The sequence below is a fragment of the Lentzea sp. HUAS12 genome, from assembly GCF_024125735.1.
Classification (GTDB): domain Bacteria; phylum Actinomycetota; class Actinomycetes; order Mycobacteriales; family Pseudonocardiaceae; genus Lentzea; species Lentzea albida.
In genome coordinates this window covers 4,649,512-4,667,372 of sequence record NZ_CP099738.1, presented here as the reverse complement: position 1 = coordinate 4,667,372, position 17,861 = coordinate 4,649,512, and the positions used below count along the sequence as shown (strand labels likewise).

Genomic DNA, 17,861 nt, shown 5'->3' with positions numbered 1-17,861 from the left:
AGCGGGAAGTCGATGAACAAATCTTCTAGAACGCCGCAGGTGGTTCTGAACTCCGCCGAGCCGCCCGCTTGTCAGGAAGTACAGATTCCGGCGCGTGAAAGCGGAAGTACTGAACTCGTGATAAGTCCTGGCAGGGGCGCCAACTCTGCTTATATGCCCTCGTGGGACGCCGTGTCCGCCGGGCAGGGGTCGTGACGCTTCACATCAACGCGAACAGGATTCATGATTATTCGCGCGGTCTGATCATGCAGCCGGTATGGGTGATGGACGAACGTTTCCCCAGGTGATTACTTCTGTACATGATCTGGAGTGACGCCGATGTCTTCGCCGTGGTCGCGGAAGAGAAGTCGTTCACCGCGGCGGCGGCGAGACTGGGGAAATCTCAGCCGGCGATCTCGCAGGCCGTGGCGCGCTTGGAGCGCCATCTGGGCGCGCAGCTGCTGAGCCGCACGACCAGGCGACTGAACATCACCCCAGAGGGAGACGTCGTGCGGGCGGCGGTCACTGAGATTCGGCTGGCATGGGCGCAGACACTGCGTGAACTCGATGAACTGCGCGCACCTTCCGGCGTGCGCGCAGTGCCCGCATCCGGTCATGACGCGGTCTCCCTGCTGGGGGTGGTGTCGTGGGACACCGCGCACCTGGTGCTGGCTATCTGCAGCGAGGGTTCATTCGCGCGAGCCGCACAACTGAGGCGGATCCCCCGGCAAACGGCGTCCCAGCGAGTCCGCAGCCTCGAGCAGCACCTCGGTACAGAGTTGTTCACCAGAGCAGCGACCGGGTTGACTGCCACGACGACGGGAGCGCTGATCATCAGCGTGCTACGTCGCGCCATCGCCAGCTGGGAACGCGCCTACGACCAGATCCACCGGCCGATCACCTCAACCAGCGAGCAGTCCGCCACGGCTCTGCCCTCGCCGATACGCCTGGCCGGGTTCTCGCTGGCGATCCCCATGCTGATCGAGGCCATGACCGTCCGTCTGCCCGAAGCACAGTTCGCCACCATCCCGTTCGACCCGGCGGCGAGCATGAACGAACTACGCGATGACGCGATCGACCTGGTCTTCGGCTACGCCCCGCCGGGCTCGCACGTTCCCCGGCTGCCCGGCGTCACCACACAGCCGATCCTGGACGAACCCATCTGGCTCGCCGTGTCCGACTCAGGCCCGCACAAGGACGCCGACGAACTCGACCTGCGTGACCTCGCCGAGGAACGCTGGGTCGTGCGGCCCGACGGCCCGCTGCGCCGGCTACTGGTCGACTCTTGCGAGGCTGCGGGCTTCAGCCCCCGAATCGAGCACGCCGTCTCCGACAACACCGCCGTACGCGCGCTCATCAGCACCGGCAGAGCCGTCACCCTGAGCGCACCCGGAGTCCCACTCGGCGCGGGCCTAACTGTCATTCCCCTGCGCAACGGCCCCCACCGCACCTGCTTTGCCGCCTGGAAACCCGACCGCATCCCGCACCGCTACATCCCCGCGCTACTCGACGGCCTCTGCCACTGGTATTTCCTCACCGCCCAGCAGAACTCCCGCTACTGGACGTTCCTGATCGACAACCCCGGCACACTCAGCGACACGCAAGGACACCAGGTGCTCCACGAACTCGCCCACCCACACACCACCGACCACCACTCCGGCCCGGGCCACCGCTGACCTCGTCAGCTACACGGTGTTCGGCGCCCCGAACCATTCGACTCCACCAGTCCCTGGGCATGAGGATCGACGGGAGTGCTCGCTGCCGGTGGAGCGCTGCCAAGTTGGAGGCCAGCGGCGGCGGCTTTCCATCTGGCGGTTGGTGATCTCGGTACGTGCCGCCGCCCTGGCCGGACGTCGGGGAGGGCACCACCTTGCGTGAGATCGTTCTGCACGGGGCCGGACGTCGGGGAGGGCACCACCTTGCGTGAGATCGTTCTGCACGGGGCCGGACGTCGGGGAGGGCACCACCTTGCGTGAGATCGTTCTGCACGGGGCCGGACGTCGGGGAGGGCACCACCTTGCGTGAGATCGTTCTGCACGGGGCCGGACGTCGGGGAGGGCACCACCTTGCGTGAGATCGTTCTGCACGGGGCCGGACGTCGGGGAGGGCACCACCTTGCGTGAGATCGTTCTGCACGGGGCCGGACGTCGGGCGGGAGTACCAAAGGATGGGAACGGGGCTGACCTGCTCAGCCTGGCCATCACCTCGTGGGAACTAGCTACCGACCGTTCCGCGACGACAAGTTCCTCTGCGGAGACACGGGCACCGCGGGCTTGGGGCAAGTCCATCACCGAAACGACTTTGGACCGCGAGACCGGGAGGCTGGATTTGGGCAGCCACAGCCACGCGGGTTCGAGGAAGCTGTCGTCCGACGCGTCGATTCGCCGGTAGGACCTGGGGGCAGCACCGGGGTCCTCGCGAATCACCTCGGAATAGAAGTGGTTTGAGGCGATCATGGCCACGGCGCCGTCAGTCTGCCACGACGCCAGCCCCGCCTCCTGGAGATCCAGGAGGCGGGAGGCCAGCTCGACCGGTTGGCCGGCCCAGCCCGACCCGTTCTTCCGGATCTCGCCCGCGTGCACGGCGACCCGCAACTTGATCCTCTCCCCGCCCGACCTGGTCCCGTCGTACCTCAGGACCTCCACGACCAGCTGTTCAGGCAGCTTGTCCGCGAGCGTGCTCTTGGGGACGGGGGGCATCAGGATCAACGCGCCGTCACCTCGGTCTTCGATCTCACCGTTGCCGAGATCGACGCCAATCCTGCTGAACGCCCGCTGCAACAGGTAGTGGAGACTGTCGTGCAGATCGAGTAATCGGCGAAGTTGCTCGCGTGGAACCTCGGAATCCACGGCGTCCACGGCCACGATGGTTCGATGCTCCGTTGGCACAACTGACACGAGCCCACCCACGACATCAGCCCGGCACGGTCAGCCTGGCGGCGCTGTGTCGATTATGGGAGCACTGGTGGCTGAATGTCCCATCACGCAATGTTCGCGGGGCCACCGAACGGTGATCCCGCGAACGTCCGATCACTTCTGCCTATTTCTTGAGATCAGTACCAGGCCCACCCCTTGCCGTCCGGCCGGTGCCACAGACCGTCACCGTTGGTATAGCTGCCGTCCGGCGCCTCCTCGCAGGTTCGTGGACTCTTCCGGTATCACAGTGTTGATCAGCATTGCCGCTCGACGAATCGGGTATGTGGTTGGCCGGCGCATTGAGGCGATGCGCCAGCTGAAAGGCCGGGCGGCCTGGTGTTGCGACCGGTCTGCTTGATCGTGGCGTGGATCTGACGCATGTGATCGGTGTCGAGTCGGCGGATCTCGTCGGGGACGTCCTGCGGCACCTGGACCCGGACGTTCAACGGCTCATGGCGACGAAGGGAGCGCAACGAGTCGATGGCGTGGACCGCCTTGGGGTAGCCGAGTTCTCGCACAGCCTGGAAGACATAGATGCCGAACGACGTCCGGCTCCTCTGGATGAACGCGTCGGTGTAGAGGCCGACGTTGGCGAAGTAGAAGTCGACACGTTTCTTCGAGGTCGCCGACTGTCCGGGGATCGCGGCGCAGTCCTGCTCGAGCGATGCCGAGGACTGGTAGAGCTTCCAGCGGAAATTCGCCAGGCTGTTCTCGAAGGCCCCCTCCAAGCCACCGTCGAACTCGGCGAAAGTCAGCTTGTCCTGATCAGCCAGCTTCCGCAACGCGGCGAGAACGTCCCGCCGGTCCGTCAGCATCTGACGCAGGTAGTGGTCGAGCCTTGCGCGGCACTGCGGTGACCCACTGGTGCGGAAGATGTCGTGGTAGGCGGTGTCATTTGTGTCGTCGATGTCACTGGAAGCGGAGTAGGCGATCGTGCCGTCGACGTCCTGCGGGAAGAACGCGCGGTGGTGGACGGCGCTCATTCCGCCCTTGCTGCTGCCCGTGCTCACCCAGGCACCGGTAAACAGCAGCCTGAGCGTCTGGACCAACCGGTGGTGATCGGTCGCCACTTGGGTGATGGTGAGGGTGTCCCACGCGACCGGCTGTGGCCGTGATCCGGGGAAGTGCCCGTGCTCCAGCGCGACCTGGTTCGCGTCCAAGAGACTGGTGATCTCACCGCGGAAGGGGAAGTCGGGGAGGTCGTAGCCCGGGGTCTCGAAAGCCGTGGGCCGGCTATCACCCCGGAACAGGACAGAGCCTCGCTGCTCGAACGTTCCTCTGTCAGGCCGCGAGTGATCAACTGGTTGCGTGAAGGCGAACGTGATGTACCGGTAGGGGGACGGCACCGCGAACTCACCGGTGATCGTGATGCCCGGCCGGTCGTCCAGGCGCACGGAGATGTCGGACGCCACAGTCGCGTTCGCCGACGACGCCGAACACGCGATGACTACAGCGGCGGCGGAGAGTCCGAGCACTCGCTTCGCCACGACTTGCTTGGTCACGAAAGCCTTTCACACTAACGAGATCGGCTGAACCCGGGTTGCGGGTGGCTCCTGGTCGCGCCGATGTGACAAGTGGACTGAAACCGATTGTCAGAGAGGATCCCGTGTCTCGCGGGCCGCAGAACTGTGCAAAAGAACACCAACATGACTCGACCTCGCCGAACAGGTTAAAACACAAGCTAGTCGATGAACAATAGGCGAGCTCAGCGCACATATGTGTGGTCCTGTTGAGTCAAGAGTCATTAGTCTGCGCCTGTGATCCTGGTGTTGTAACTGTATTGAGCTCCTTCGAGATCAGCTGGAGCAACCCGGCTATCGCGTCGGAGACCTGTGGTGGAAAGAGTCAGGCGGTCTTCATTGGCCGCAGTACGACCTTGAGATATTCAGGTATTTCAATGGAATAGCATGCGGGGGAAATATAGAGCACTGTGTAGCGCGTATTGACCACTTGCCTGTTGTGTGGAAAGGTAAATTTGTTAATGGTTCGCAGAATGCTTTCGAGCATACTTTCGTCAATCTCCTTTTTGGCATTTTCTGCAGGGGTCGCGATCGAGGCTGAAGCGGTGACAACGTTCAGTATAAGGTTCACTGACGCGGCGGGAACAAATTTCTGCAATGCTGGAGTAAAATACGAAATAAAATCGAATGGACCATATCGCGGAGATCTGGTGGTCTACGTCCAGCCGCAGTCTGGAGGCGCGGGGCCATCCGATTCCGAGTCGTATTCATGGAATAGTAGTGGTGGCATAGTTGCTAGCGTCGGCTTCTTGTACTGCGATTCTTTCGCAGGTCGGGGTCGAGGTCACTATCTGCGACTAGTCGACATTAATAATAGGCCGCTAGCGCAAAGTCAGGCGATTGTTGTTCAATAGAGAGTATTTTCCGCTTTTCTCCTTGTGATCGAGCGGAGCTGGGCGTTGGCACGTTCGCCGGGTCCGCGCAGGCGGCATGAGCATGGTTGGCGTCCTTCCGGCGACTTGGGCTTGATGCGACCCTCGTACGGGATGATCAGGTGTCAGCTCGTCTGGTCGTAGCTGTGATAGCCCTTGTCTCCCAGGACGATCCCCGGCATCGCGCAGTGCGGAGAGGATGTTCCAGGTGTTGGCCGTGGCTGTGCCGGGAAGGTCGCCGGACATCTACAGGATTGTGCTGTCCGGGGAGGCGATCATCTGCAGGTTCACCCCGTGCATCTTGTGTTTGCCGGAGTAGGGGGATTCGGAGGCCACTGGCCAGCAGTTCGACGGTGTCGTTGACGTAGCGCCAGCAGGTCGCGGTCGAGACCGCGAATCCGGCGCCGACATCGGCGAGTGGCTCGCCTTTGCGCAGTTACGCAAGTACCAGTAGCGCCTACTGTCCTGGGACGAGCTTGCGCCACACCGCCCCCAGTTGCTTGCGGTGAGCGCGAACCAGCCCGGACACGACGACGGCACCACGACCATCACTCTCGGACAAGTTGTCGCGGGCACTCGCATCGCGGGCCCCAGTCGCGTCGCCGACCACCGGTGTCGCTGCCGTCAAGGCGTCCATGGCAATGGCCACGCTGATGCACCAGGTCGACGACCCGTCGACACGGCCCGCCGCTTGCCGCGCGCCCGACAACGCTGCACCACATCAATAGGGAGGTGGCGGCAGACATGAGAAGGAGCCTCGTTCGACACCCGCGACGGCAGGAACACCAAATACGTACGTTCGGAAATTCGCGCTGATGGCCGCATCAGTGCAGGAAAATATGAGCTTGGTCATTCACCCGAGCGGTGGGCGAAACGTACGATCTGCGATCTCCTGCGGGACGACGCGCTCTAGCGTGCGGCGATGCCGCGGTGCACGAGATCGATGAGCGACTCCAGCCAGGGGCCGGTGGGGTCGGCGTGTTCGAGGAGCACTCGATGCATGATCGCTCCTACCAGGACGAAGATCACTTGGTGCGGATCGGCGTCCTCGCGCCATTCACCTCGTTCACGGGCTCGTTCCGCGATGGCGAACACCGGTGACACCTGCTCGGACATCCGGTGTGCGGCGAGGGCCGCGATGTCACCCGTGGTGTCGGTGCTGATGGCGGCCCGGGCCAGCGCCGTGCCGTCGGGGCGGGACAGCAGCTCGGCGATGGGCGTGGCGAGTGCGCGGAGGTCGCCGCGCAGGCTGCCGGTGTCGGGGCTGTCGGCGAAGTCGGTGCGTAGCCCGTCCATCGCGGCGGCCACGAGCGCCTCCTTGGTGGGCCAGCGCCGGTAGACGCTGGTCTTGTTCACCTCGGCGCGCCGTGCCACCCGGTCGATGCTCAGCCCTTCGAGCCCGGTCTCCGCGAGCTCGGCGCGCACGGCCGTGAGGATCGCCGCCACCACGGAGGCACCCCGCGGACGGCCCGCGTCGCGTCGCTGTGGTGCGCCGGCGTCGCGGCTGGCCATGTCGTGCTCCCCCTTCGACGTGCTGCTCGGTGCTGGCCAGCCAGTATGCCGCGCCGTGCCGCGCTGCCACTCACGGTCCCGGGCCGCCGACGCCGAGATACGACTACTATTGCAACAACTAGTTGCAATGGAGGTTCTGTGAAGATCTGTGTCGTTGCCGTCGACACCCGTGGTGGTGTCCAGCCCTACGCCGCACTCGCCCTCGGTCTGACCCGTGCGGGTCATGAGGTGCGCGTAGTCGCACCTGAGGACTTCACCGGTTGGCTGACCGGGATGGGACTGGACGCCGCGCCGCTGACAGGCCGGATGGACGAGGCCGCGCGCGCAGCGGCCGAAGCCGGCTTCTCCGGTGCCGTCGTGCCGAAAGGTATGCGCGCGCGACTGGTCGAGCAGTCACTGGTGCAAGCCCGTGAGCTGCTTGGTCACGCCGAGGGCAGCGATGTGTTGATGGGCGGGATCGGCGGAGCCGTGCTGGGGCGGGACGTGGCCGAGAAGCTTGGCGTGCCGTTCGTCGACGCCCACCTGCACCCAGTAGGCCTGGTGTCCACCGCGCTTCCCGGCGTGCTGGCGCCGTGGATGCCTTCCTGGACTGGAGGAGCCGGCAACCTGATCGGGTCGGCGATCACCGAGTTCGCACTCACCGCGCCGTTCCGCGCTGTCTCCCGCGCCGTGCGCACCGACGTTCTCGGTCTTCCGCGGCGCCGGCGGCGTCCCAGCGCTCTCGCGCTCTACGGCTTCAGCCGGCACCTCGCTTCCGCGCCCACGGGGTGGAACGTCACCGGCTACTGGTTCCTGGCCGAGGACGCGGAGTGGACCCCGCCGGCGCGGCTCGAGCAGTTCCTGGCCGAGGGCGATCCCGCCGTCTGCGTCGGATTCGGCAGCATGGTGGGCTCCGATCCCGCGGCGACCGCTCGGCTCGTGGTCGAAGCGGTCCGTCAGGTCGGCGTGCGGGCGGTCCTGCTGACGGGATGGGACGGCATGCGGGACATCGTCGACGGCGACGACGTGCTCGTCGTGGACCAGGCGCCGCACTCGTGGCTGTTCCCGAGAGTCGCCGCGGTGGTGCACCACGGCGGTGCTGGCACCACGGCCGCGGCCGCACGCGCCGGTGTCCCCGCGGTCGTGGTGCCGCACGGGGTCGACCAGCCTTTCTGGGGCAACAGGATCGCCGCACTCGGAGTCGGTCCGCGTCCGCTGCCGCGAGCGGACTTGACCGCGTCGTCGTTGGCCACGGCCCTCCGGACCGCTCTGACCGACGACGGCATGCGCCGACGTGCGGCGGTTCTCGGCGAACGACTCGCAGACGAGGACGGCGTCACCAACGCCGTCGAGCTCTTCGGTCGAGCCTTCGGGAAATGAAAGTGCGCGCATCCGAAGCGTGAGACCAGTTCGCGCACCACACGTTTGTGTGGCGAGTTGAATTATTCGCATCGATACATTGATGACCTGAGTCCGGTGTCACTGTCGTGAGGAACTGGAAGGTCATCCACTCGATGAGACTGGCGAATCTCCTTGGTTCGATTTTGGGCGTCGTCGCTGTCGCTGTTCTTGCGCCAGTCGCTGACGCGGCTGAAAGTTCGTGTGTCTCAAGCAGTTTCGGCGGGACGTATCAGCACACCGAGTTCTTCTCCGGAGGTGGCCAGCGGGCAGCGCAGGTCACGTTGAGCTCCACTGGCTACGCTTCTGCGTCATTCGGCTCCGGTGGCTCGACCTCCGGCAGTTGGAGGTACTACGACGGTGCCTTCACGATGTCCTTGAGCGGCGCCTCGTACCGCGGAATTCCGAGCTGCTCGGCTCCTGCGGGGCTGGCCCGCACGATCGGCGGGAACATCAACTCGTCTCCGTACGGCAGTGGCACTTTCTCGATGCGTCGAGTCTGAACAGGGGTTTTCATGCTGAGATTGAAGCGAATCGCCGCGGCCTTGCTGCTGCCGCTCCTGCTCGTGCTTGGTTCGAGCGGCACGGCACTTGCCGGTGCCGAGTGTGCGAAGTCGGCGTTCGTGGGTACCTGGAACGTCCTCTACAACTGGGACGGCCCGAGCGGAATCGGCAGCGGCAAGATGAGCGTCTGTTTCCGTTCCGATGGAACGTTCAGCTCCTACGACACGGAAGGCGCGGGGGCCGGTTGCTCCACCGGGGGAATCCGCTACAGCGGAACGTGGAACTATTCGCCCCAGTTCGGAACCATCTCGTTCATCTACAGCGCTCCGGCGACCGCCAGGTACTACGCCACTTCCTCCTCGTGCGCCAACGGCGGTGCGGCCATGGCTGGAACGATGACGAACGGCACGAGCGGGGGAACCTTCAACGCTGTGCGCTTCTTCCCGTGATCTGGATCGACCTCTGAGCTTCAGCGTGGTCGGTCCACGACCTCTCGCTCCGTCGGCTGGACTTGTCGCCGGCGGAGCGAGACACCACTGTTCGCGGGCGTTCCTCGAGAGCGTCCGGTCGTGGTGGCAGCTGTAGTACTGGGATTCTGACATCAGGTTGTTCGCTTGATCCGGTCGGCGTCGCCCTGTCCAGGGGCGGCGCCGCCAAGGCGTGAGGCCTCCGCCTGCCCAATTGTTCAGTCGACGTCGATCTGGCTTTCGGGCCGCACCCGGTCAAAGCGGGAAAACGAAGGCCTCTGGTCATGTGAAGTGGAACCCGAAGAGCTCCACTCACATCCAGAGGCCTTCGCTCGTCTTCGTGACGTGCGTCATCTGACCAGAACGGAACAACGTCTCGGAACCACCTCCAGTGGCCCGGCGAGTCCGCACAGGACGATCTACTTGAAGCGCAGGTAGAGGTTGTAGTACTCGTAGTTCTTCAGGCCGTCGTACACCCTTGTCGCACCGCACTGCCCCTTGTCGTAGGGGGAACGCACGTTCGCGTAAAGCGCGCTGCGGCACCTGTCGAACGAGTCGTAGGTGCCCGGCTTGTAGTAGCGGCCGTCGATGCTGCGGCCGTTGGGGTTCTCGGGGTTGAAGTAGGTGCACCAGCTGCCGCTCGGGCCGACCTGTGCGGTGCACTGTGCGGGCTGCGGGTTGAGAGGGGGGTACTCGCTTGCGTGTGCAGCCGGTACCGACAGCATGAAAATGGACGCTAGTGCGGCCGCGCCTGCTCCCACGCGTCCCAGCATTCCGGGCATATGCACTCCCTCGTTTCCTTGAATCCTTTGGCCGGTCGTGCCCGGCTTGAGTATGCGGTTCCCGATTGAAACCTCGAATTCGAGTACAGCACGGCTGCATCTTGTTTCGGGTGCACATTTGTGTTGGTGGGGAGAAGGTCTCGAGTCTTCAGGGCGATGGAAGATATACTTCCCGAGAGCTCCTGTGGTCTTCCGTGGATCGGCTTTTGTGTGTCAGTGTGATCAGGCAGAGATTTTCGTGATGAACAACCGAACGGACCTCGGTGGCGGACAGCTGAACGGTCCGTTCGGCAAGATGGTCACAAAGGGCTGCAAGATCGATTGAGCTGTGTCCTGGCCAAGACATCGGGTGAGCCATGCGCACCTCGCCGGCGGTCAGCCGCAGCAGAGCCATGAGCAGGTCTATGAGCGCGGACATGTCAGAGGCGTGTTCCGCCAGTCGTGGTCCCACCAGCGTCAACGCGAAATGACCGTCCGCACACCCGGCCAAGCCCTCCGGCCACGGTCGATAAACGTCACACTTCGGGCGGTAGTCGCTGAGGAAGCGGCGCGCGTTGTCCTGCCACACTTCGAAGAACTCGCCCGGCGCGGCGTTCACCTCGGGAGCGAACAGCTGCGGCTGGGACTCCGCGGCCAGCCTGAGGCTCGACGCCGTGCGGCGGGCCGCGTCGAGAAGTGCTTGCGGTGGCGACTCGTACAGGTTGTCCACCGACACCACGCGCCCACCGCGTTCGCGGAACTCGGCGGCGAACGCCGAAGTGCCACCGGCAACCTCGAGCACGGGACCTGACTGAAGGTCGGCGTCCGACAGCTCGAACACCGTCCTGTAGTCGGCGAGGGAGTACGACGGCACCCACACGTAATTCACACCACCACTGTTCGACGTTGAATACCAGACTTTTGCACTCCAATGAGTACTGGACCGGGAGGGCCGGCTGGTCGATGGTCGACTGTGCGAACGCACGCAAACACTCGAATCAGGAACAACCGGTGAGCCGACAGCACAACCAGGCAGACCGAGCCGGCCTCGACACGGGCTCGATGGCCGACTTGATGCCCATCGCAATGTGGATGGTCGACCGTGATCTTCGTTTCACCACTGTCGGGGGCAGTCTTTTCGACACACCGGTGGGGTCGGGCAGGCCGACGCCCGGCGATCCTTTGGCGACGTTCCTGAACGTGGTGCCGGCTGCGGACGGCACAGTGGAGGAAGGACGCGGCAGCGCGTCGTGGCGAGCACACCGCCTGGCCCTGACCGGAGAGGCGGTTCAGTGGCGCCTGGACATGCCCACAGGCGCCTACCTCTACAGCGTGTGGCCGATGTGCCTGGACGGGCAGGTGATCGGTGTGTCCGGCCTGCTCGTTCCGCTCAGCGCCACCTACGCCGCTGAATGTGCCGACTCCGACGCTCGAATCTGGCTCGCTGAGATTCTCGACCGGTCTCCGGCGGCCGCTGTGGTCAGAGACGGGAACGGTCGCCTGGTGTGGGCATCACCTGCCTTCTGCCGGGCGGCCGGCGACGAGCTGGTGAATCTCGTCGGACGCACCCTGGAGGACTTCTTCGGCGCTGAGGCCGCTGCTGTCCACGAGCGGAGCGACAGGTGCGTCCTCGAGACAGGCGACGTGCTGAGCAGCGTCGAGACGCACACCTCGAACACCGCGGGGCAACGGCAGTACGAGAGCGTCCGCTTCCCGCTGAGCGGGCCGGGCCGGAACCGTCTGATCGGTCAACTGCTGATCGACGTCACCGACCGGGAGAACGTACGTCGACGTGCGGAGCGCGCTGAGAGGAGATTCGCCGCGTTCACCGAGTACGCGCCGGTGCACGCGGCGATCGTCGACGGGCGCGGAACGCTGAGCTGGGGGAACTCGCACCTGTTCGCCGAGGTACCGGGTCTGCGTGAGTCCTGTGACCTGGGCTCGGTGCTGGTGGATGACATCGGGCGCTCCCGCCTGGCCGAGGACGTCCGGCTCGTCCTGGAGGAAGGCCGTTCACACACCTCCGTGCTCATCGTGAACTCGGCAAGCGGCATACGCACATTCACGACCAGCTACTTCCCGCTGGACGAGCCCGACGACGCCACAGGGGAACCGTCGCCCCTGGTGGGGCTGATCGCCATCGACGACACAGACCGGGAACGAGCCAACGCCCGCCTGCAACAGGTGCTGGAGCAGTTGCCTGTGGTCGTCACGGTCGCCGAACCCGACGGCACCCTCGTCTCCGTGACCGGTGCCGCCGCCCATCGCACCCAATTGATCAACTATGTGGGCAAACGACTGAGGGACAGCGTCGTCCAGGCAGACACGCAGGTTCGAGGTCGCGCGCTGTTCTCCGCCGCCGTCGCGGGTCGTACGACTCGCGACCGGGTGATGATCGATGGTCGGTGGTACGACACCATCTGCGGTCCGCTCATGCGGGACGGGGTGGTCACGAGTGTGCTGACGGTCAGCCTCGACGTTCACGAGGAGGTGGTGACGCGGGAGCGGCTCGACGCTGTGCTCAAGGGGCTGCCTGTGGTGTTCGGACTCGCGGACCGGAACGGCTTCATGACCGGTATCACCGGCGGCGCGCTGCAGCGCTTCGACTTCCTCGACGAGGAACCCGGTGAAGCGCCCGACGAGGGGGCTCTGCGCGATCCCGCGTTCCTCGAGATGCACCGCGAAGGACTGGCCGGCGGGACGGCAGTGCGGCAGGTCGTCATCAACGGACGGTGGGCCGAGGTCCGCGCCTTCCCGGTGCTGCTTCACGGCGAGGTGAGCTCTGTGGCGTTCCTGGCGATGGACATCCACGAGCAGATCCTCGCCGAACGTGACCGGCTGGCGGCTGAAGAGCGGTTCCGGTTGTTCATGACCCACGCACCGGTAGGCGCCTGGATCAAGACACCGGAACACCGGTACGTCTGGGCGAACCGCCTCCATCTCGACCACCTCGGCGACCTAGAGCTCGATCAAGTCATCGGGCACACGGCACAGGAGTTGGGGGCGTTGTGGGACGGTCCCGGCCGGAACGCCGAAGACGATCTCGTGCTGTCGACCGCCAAGGTGCTCACGGTGCGCGGCGAGTACCTCCACGGCGGCCGGGTTCGAGTCCAGCAAGGGCACGTGTTCGCTCTACCTGACCCGGGCAGGCCGGGCGGTGCGTTGCTGGCGGGTGTCTTCATCGACGTCACCGATCTGGAGCACGCGCGCAGAGAGGCCGCGACCGCACAAGCGCGATTCGACGCCTTCATGCGCCACGTTCCTGCTGCGGCGTACATGAAAGACGAAGAGGGGAAGCACATCTGGGCCAATCTCGCCTATCGGCAGCACTACGCCGCAGCGGGCATTGCCGAGGTGATCGGTGTTTCCACCGATGACCTGGACGTGCCCGGCCTGGCGGCCGCGAACCGCGCGGAGGACGACGCGGTGAGGTCCAGTGGTCAGCCCAGGCGGATCCACACCACCGGCGCTCATGGTGAGCCGCACGCCACGGGATACCGCTTCCTGGTGCCGCTCGAGGACGGGACCAACGGCATCGGCGGGATCTGGGTGGACACCAGCGATCTGACGCGAACACGGCAGGAGCTCGGACGATGGCGTGACCGCTACCGCACCCTGTTCGACCGCAATCCCACTCCTATGGCCGTCGTCGCGCTGTCCGGTGCCGTGCTCGACGCGAACCCGGCCTTCTGCGTGATGCTCGGGCTCAGAGCCTCCGAACTCCGCGGTACGCACGTACGCGACCTCACCGACGCGCGGAGCTTCGACGAGGAAGGAAAAATGCTCGCGCCCCTGCTCGACGGCCAAGCCGTGGTCACCAGACTTGTCAAGCAATACGTGCGCTTCGACGGGGGAAGGATCACGGCGGACATCACGTGCATCAGAGTGCCGGACGCCGCGGACGGCGAGGACGCCGTCGTCGGCATCGTGCAGCCGGTCGGAGAGCCCGTCAAGCCGAAGTGCTCCGTGCTGCTCAACTCGAAGGAGGCCGCGGTGCTCAGCTCGCGCGCCGCGGGCATGTCCCTGGTCGAGATCGGAGAGCAGTTGCACATGACCCGGCGAGGCGTGGACTACTACCTGCGACAACTCGCACAGCGTCTGAGGTGCCCGTCCAACAACGCCGGCGTGATCGTGGCGCGCGGATTCCACCTGGGAATCCTGGACACGGACAACTGGCCGCCTACAGTCCGCAAGGAGCACCTGGAACCCGACACGGCCGAGTGAGCGGGAACTGTCCGGCTCACGACGTGCGGGATCGAAGTCGGGTGGGGTTGTGGACCGGGCCGCCCGGTCGACAACCCCACGCTTTCAGTACTTCCGGCTCATCGCCCAGGTGCCGGAGCCGCCCGTCGCCTCGACGTACCCCGTGGCTCCCTTGATGCCGTTGACGTCGTAAGAGGGCGTGAGCGAACGGTAGCGGGAGAATCCACCCTGCGAGTTGCTGAGCTGGAAGATCAGGTGGCAGGTGCTGTCGACGTACCAGTTCCCGCTTCCTTCGGGAATCGCGACCCAGTTGAACGGCGGAGGCAGCTGCGCCTTGGACGCCGAGGTGACGCGCTTGGTGCCGAAGTCGTTGTAGAAGTAGACCGTGCCTTCGGCCACCGCTCCGTCCGACCGACGTGCGCTGATGTCGTAGCTGCCCGCGGGTTCGGGGCACGCCGCAGCGGCGGCTGCGTCCGTCGATGGTGCGGCCGCGCTGGTTCCGACGTTCATCACCAGGCCCAGGACTACGGACATCGACGCCACGGCGCAACTTGCGATTCGAACTGCTGCTCTCACTGTCTCGTCCTTCTTTTCTTTCGGTGTCGAACCACTTGTACGAGTTATAAGGCACAGGTTCGGAATCGGAGGTACGCAGATGTGTAGGCAAGCCGGCTGTTGCATTCTTGAGTGTTGTCAGTGCTGATTGATCATCACCTTGAATTGTCTGTGTTGTCGCCACATGTTTGTGTGGCGACAACGGTGGCGCGGAAGTCTTACTGTGTTCTTGGTTCGCGTACCGGGGTTTCGAGTTTTCTTCGGATCCATGCGGGCCGGTTCGATTTGTTCGATGCGATCTTTTGAGAGGTTCTCATGCGGACTTTCGGCGTTGTGTCGGGAATCGCCGTCGCGGCGATCATGTTCTCCCCGGCTGCGCAGGCTGCCGGGGCAACGGAGGTTTCCTGGCCTCAAGCGACCGGTGGCTACTACTACATCCGATGCGACCAGCCGGCGCCGAACAAGGTCAGCTGCAACGGGTACTGGTTCCTCAACGGTCAGCGGCTCGGCAGCAACACGCTCGTCCCGAACGGTTCGCGGAGCGGCATCTACGCCTCCTACGGGACCACGACCAGCGTGGCGTTCAAGACGATCGATGGAAGCCTGGTCTCCAAGGTCAGCCCGCTTCCCTGAGGTTCAGTTCTGCGATTCATGGCTGGCGGCGGCCCGTGTCGGTCGCACGCCGAACGTTGATCATCAGATTTCAGAGGTTTGTGCGTTCCTGTTCAAAATTTCATAAAAGGAGAGACATGAGGTCATTTCCGCGGGTTGTCGCGGCCGCACTCTTCGCGGTGCTGTGCACCTTGCTGGCGGTCGTGCCGGCCTCCGCCGGCACCTCTGGCGGCTCGATGAACGAGGTCTCCAGTGCCTCGTCCGACCTGTGCTTCCCGTTCGGCTGTTACACGTCCAACAGCACGTTCGTCGGGTTCTACCACGTGCCCAACTCCGCGCCGCTGTGCTCGGCGTCGGCGGTTGGTGCGGGAACCTCGTCGTGTGGCTTCAGCCGCTCGTACTCCATCACCGCGGGCGTCAGTGCCAGTGTTGACATCACCCTGATCAAGGACTCGTTGTCGACGAACTACGGTGTCAACGGCAGTTTCACGAAGACCATCACCATCACCAACGGCTGCAGCGCGACGTTCGGCTCGCGCGGCGGGTACCTCTACGGTGTCCCGGAGTACACGAAGTACGAGTTTCTCGTGCGCAACCGTGCGGTCGGCGGAGGCGGCGCCAACGACGCGGTCGTCGGCAAGGGCTGGATCGGCGTTCCCAGCGGTATGAAGTGCTTCTACAAGCACTACTGATCTCGTCGGTGGGCTGCGTCGTTCCGAGCTGGCGCAGCCCACCAACGGCGTGCACGCGAGGGCCGTCGGCTCACAGCGGCAACGCCGGAAAGTCCTCGTGGTGAGCCGCTATCCATCTGCTGTAACGCGGGCATCGCGCGACCATGACGCGGTAGACCTCCAGAACCAGTTCGTGGACCCGCTTAGCTTGCTGCGGATCGAGGGACCGGTTCGTCCAAGCCAGGTAGAGCCGCCACCGAGGTGCGTCCTTCAACGGAACCACGGCCCTGAGCGCGTGCGGCACCACGGTCGGCGCGGCGAAGCACACAGCCTCGCCGGAATCGATCAGCGACTCCACCGCGGCCGCCGGCACCGAGTCGGCGTGGTCGGGATCGATGCCGGCCGCGCGCAGTACCTCGAGCTCCCACTTGCGCACGGGCACCGACGGTGACGACAGCAGCCATCGGTCCTGGGCGAAGTCCGCAAGCGTCGCGCCGTTCTCCTCGTCCGCCGCGGGGTGGGCCGTCGATGCGAAGACCCACTGCGGTTCGGTCAGCACGGTCCTGAGCTGGATGTCGGAGGCGGAAGGCAACGGCTGAGCCGGGTACGCGTAGCCGATGATCACGTCGAGTTCTCCGCCTCGCATCGCCTCGAGAAGCGCGGGAGCGTGGTCTTTGGTGAACGACCAGGCCGTCTCCGGCGCCGCCGTCGTCAGCACCTCCCTCGTCAGCTTGACGTAGTTGAGCTGGGTCCCCACCCGCAGCCGCGCCGGCAACGGAACTGCTTCGCCGCGACTGGGACGTGTGACCGTGCCGGCCGATCCAGCAGTGCGCGAAGCGAGCCATCTGGCGCTGAGCGGAGTCGAATGCGCGGTGAACCAGTCGAGCCCCAAGCCGTCCGCCGTCGCGGCGCGCAGCGTGGACGATCCGATTTCCTCGCCCAGGACCATTGCCTGCCGGGTGTCGAGGGCATTCGAGTTCCACGCGAAGATCAGCCGGCACACGGCGTCGTCGGCGACTCTCACCTTGGCCACCCCCGCGCTCGCCGAGGACCCGGGAAAGGTGAAGGTCACCGCGCCGCTGTGCCTCACCAGGTCGGCCACGAGCTGAGGATCATCGCTCAGATGGGTCACCTTCGGTCGCGCGATCCCGTGCTCCCGCAGCACGAGCAACTGCGCTTCCCGAGTGCTCACGTCAGGGGACAACACCCAGTCGCGTTCTGCGAAGACACTGATCCGCGTGCCCGCGTCCTGCACAGCCGGGTCGTGGCCGGCGATGGCGATCCAGATCGGAGCAAGCGCGAGGGTGCGCACCACCACGTCTCTCTCCGCAGTCAACGGTTCGGCGGGCAGCGCGAAGCCACAGCACGCGTCGATCTCCTGTGCGCCGAGCCCGCCCAACGCCCCCGCGATCGTCGTGCTGCGCAAGACGTAGGTGAGACCGGGGAACGTTTCTCGCAGGCGTGCCGGAACGTGGGTCATGCCCGTGGAAGTGAGTGCTATGCGCAACTCGGCCGGCAAGCCCAGCGGATCCGCAGGCGCCGCAGAGGCGGCGGCGAGCGTGCGATCGGCGATGTCGTCTCGGAGTGCTACGAGTTCGCGGGCCCCGTCTCGAAGGGCCCGTCCCGCCGCCGTCAGCCTGATCTCGCGCGTCGACCGCTCGAGAAGCAACGTGCCGATCTCGCTTTCCAGCCGGGCGACTCGCCGGGACACCGCCGGCTGGCTCGTGTACAACCGCGCGGCTGCCCTGCTGAACGACAGTTCCTCCGCCACGGCGGTGAACGCTTCGAGATCTTGCCAGTCGTTCATGGTCATGCGTTGTCCAAGCCTGCCGCCGATGTGATCTCACACATCGTAGCCAGCTGAGACATGCCGTCTGGAGATCATCCTTCTGGGTGTAACCGGTGTCGCTCTC

12 protein-coding genes and 1 pseudogene are annotated in these 17,861 nt (G+C 65.0%); 6 read left to right on the top strand and 7 right to left on the bottom strand.

What is annotated here, in order from left to right; genetic code table 11:
- The first annotated feature begins 299 nt into the window (after positions 1–299).
- On the top strand, positions 300–1,655 hold the full coding sequence (locus ND450_RS20455) for a LysR family transcriptional regulator (protein ID WP_305885225.1): 1,356 nt from the start codon (positions 300–302) through the stop codon (positions 1,653–1,655).
- Positions 1,656–3,148: 1,493 nt separating this feature from the next.
- Here ND450_RS20455 and ND450_RS20450 read toward each other — a convergent pair.
- The 3 genes and pseudogenes from ND450_RS20450 to ND450_RS20440 form a co-directional block, all read right to left on the bottom strand.
- On the bottom strand, positions 3,149–4,396 hold the full coding sequence (locus ND450_RS20450) for a S28 family serine protease (RefSeq protein WP_253327671.1): 1,248 nt from the start codon (positions 4,394–4,396) through the stop codon (positions 3,149–3,151).
- Between the two features lie 901 nt (positions 4,397–5,297).
- Positions 5,298–5,848 (bottom strand): annotated as a pseudogene (locus tag ND450_RS20445) (transposase family protein); the annotation flags it as partial.
- Between the two features lie 347 nt (positions 5,849–6,195).
- On the bottom strand, positions 6,196–6,798 hold the full coding sequence (locus ND450_RS20440) for a TetR/AcrR family transcriptional regulator (RefSeq protein ID WP_253327670.1): 603 nt from the start codon (positions 6,796–6,798) through the stop codon (positions 6,196–6,198).
- 138 nt (positions 6,799–6,936) lie between these two features.
- Here ND450_RS20440 and ND450_RS20435 point away from each other — a divergent pair, with 138 nt between their 5' ends.
- Positions 6,937–8,157, top strand: coding sequence for a glycosyltransferase (locus ND450_RS20435; protein ID WP_253327669.1), 1,221 nt, complete (start codon positions 6,937–6,939; stop codon positions 8,155–8,157).
- 533 nt (positions 8,158–8,690) lie between these two features.
- A complete protein-coding gene (locus ND450_RS20430; RefSeq protein WP_253327668.1) occupies positions 8,691–9,128 on the top strand; it encodes a hypothetical protein in 438 nt (145 codons plus the stop codon).
- A gap of 437 nt (positions 9,129–9,565) precedes the next feature.
- Here ND450_RS20430 and ND450_RS20425 read toward each other — a convergent pair whose 3' ends face one another.
- Together ND450_RS20425 and ND450_RS20420 are read right to left on the bottom strand one after the other, a co-directional pair.
- Positions 9,566–9,871, bottom strand: coding sequence for a hypothetical protein (locus ND450_RS20425; protein ID WP_253327667.1), 306 nt, complete (start codon positions 9,869–9,871; stop codon positions 9,566–9,568).
- Positions 9,872–10,076: 205 nt separating this feature from the next.
- On the bottom strand, positions 10,077–10,637 hold the full coding sequence (locus tag ND450_RS20420) for a hypothetical protein (protein ID WP_253327666.1): 561 nt from the start codon (positions 10,635–10,637) through the stop codon (positions 10,077–10,079).
- Between ND450_RS20420 and ND450_RS20415 the strand changes: the two genes are divergently transcribed.
- The gene (locus ND450_RS20415) at positions 10,613–14,131 is read left to right on the top strand and encodes a PAS domain-containing protein (protein WP_253327665.1); all 3,519 of its coding nucleotides are present in this window, start codon (positions 10,613–10,615) and stop codon (positions 14,129–14,131) included. The genes ND450_RS20420 and ND450_RS20415 overlap by 25 nt on opposite strands.
- Before the next feature lie 84 nt (positions 14,132–14,215).
- Here the strand turns inward: ND450_RS20415 and ND450_RS20410 are convergent, their stop codons facing one another.
- The gene (locus ND450_RS20410) at positions 14,216–14,644 is read right to left on the bottom strand and encodes a hypothetical protein (protein WP_253327664.1); all 429 of its coding nucleotides are present in this window, start codon (positions 14,642–14,644) and stop codon (positions 14,216–14,218) included.
- A 354-nt stretch (positions 14,645–14,998) separates the two neighbouring features.
- Here ND450_RS20410 and ND450_RS20405 point away from each other — a divergent pair, with 354 nt between their 5' ends.
- Together ND450_RS20405 and ND450_RS20400 are read left to right on the top strand one after the other, a co-directional pair.
- Positions 14,999–15,298 (top strand): hypothetical protein, encoded by a 300-nt coding sequence (locus ND450_RS20405; protein ID WP_253327663.1) that lies wholly within the window; start codon positions 14,999–15,001, stop codon positions 15,296–15,298.
- 116 nt (positions 15,299–15,414) lie between these two features.
- Positions 15,415–15,969: a hypothetical protein gene (locus tag ND450_RS20400; RefSeq protein WP_253327662.1), complete on the top strand. Its 555-nt coding sequence runs from the start codon at positions 15,415–15,417 to the stop codon at positions 15,967–15,969.
- 70 nt (positions 15,970–16,039) lie between these two features.
- Here the strand turns inward: ND450_RS20400 and ND450_RS20395 are convergent, their stop codons facing one another.
- Positions 16,040–17,761 (bottom strand): LysR substrate-binding domain-containing protein, encoded by a 1,722-nt coding sequence (locus tag ND450_RS20395; RefSeq protein WP_253327661.1) that lies wholly within the window; start codon positions 17,759–17,761, stop codon positions 16,040–16,042.
- Positions 17,762–17,861: the final 100 nt, after the last annotated feature.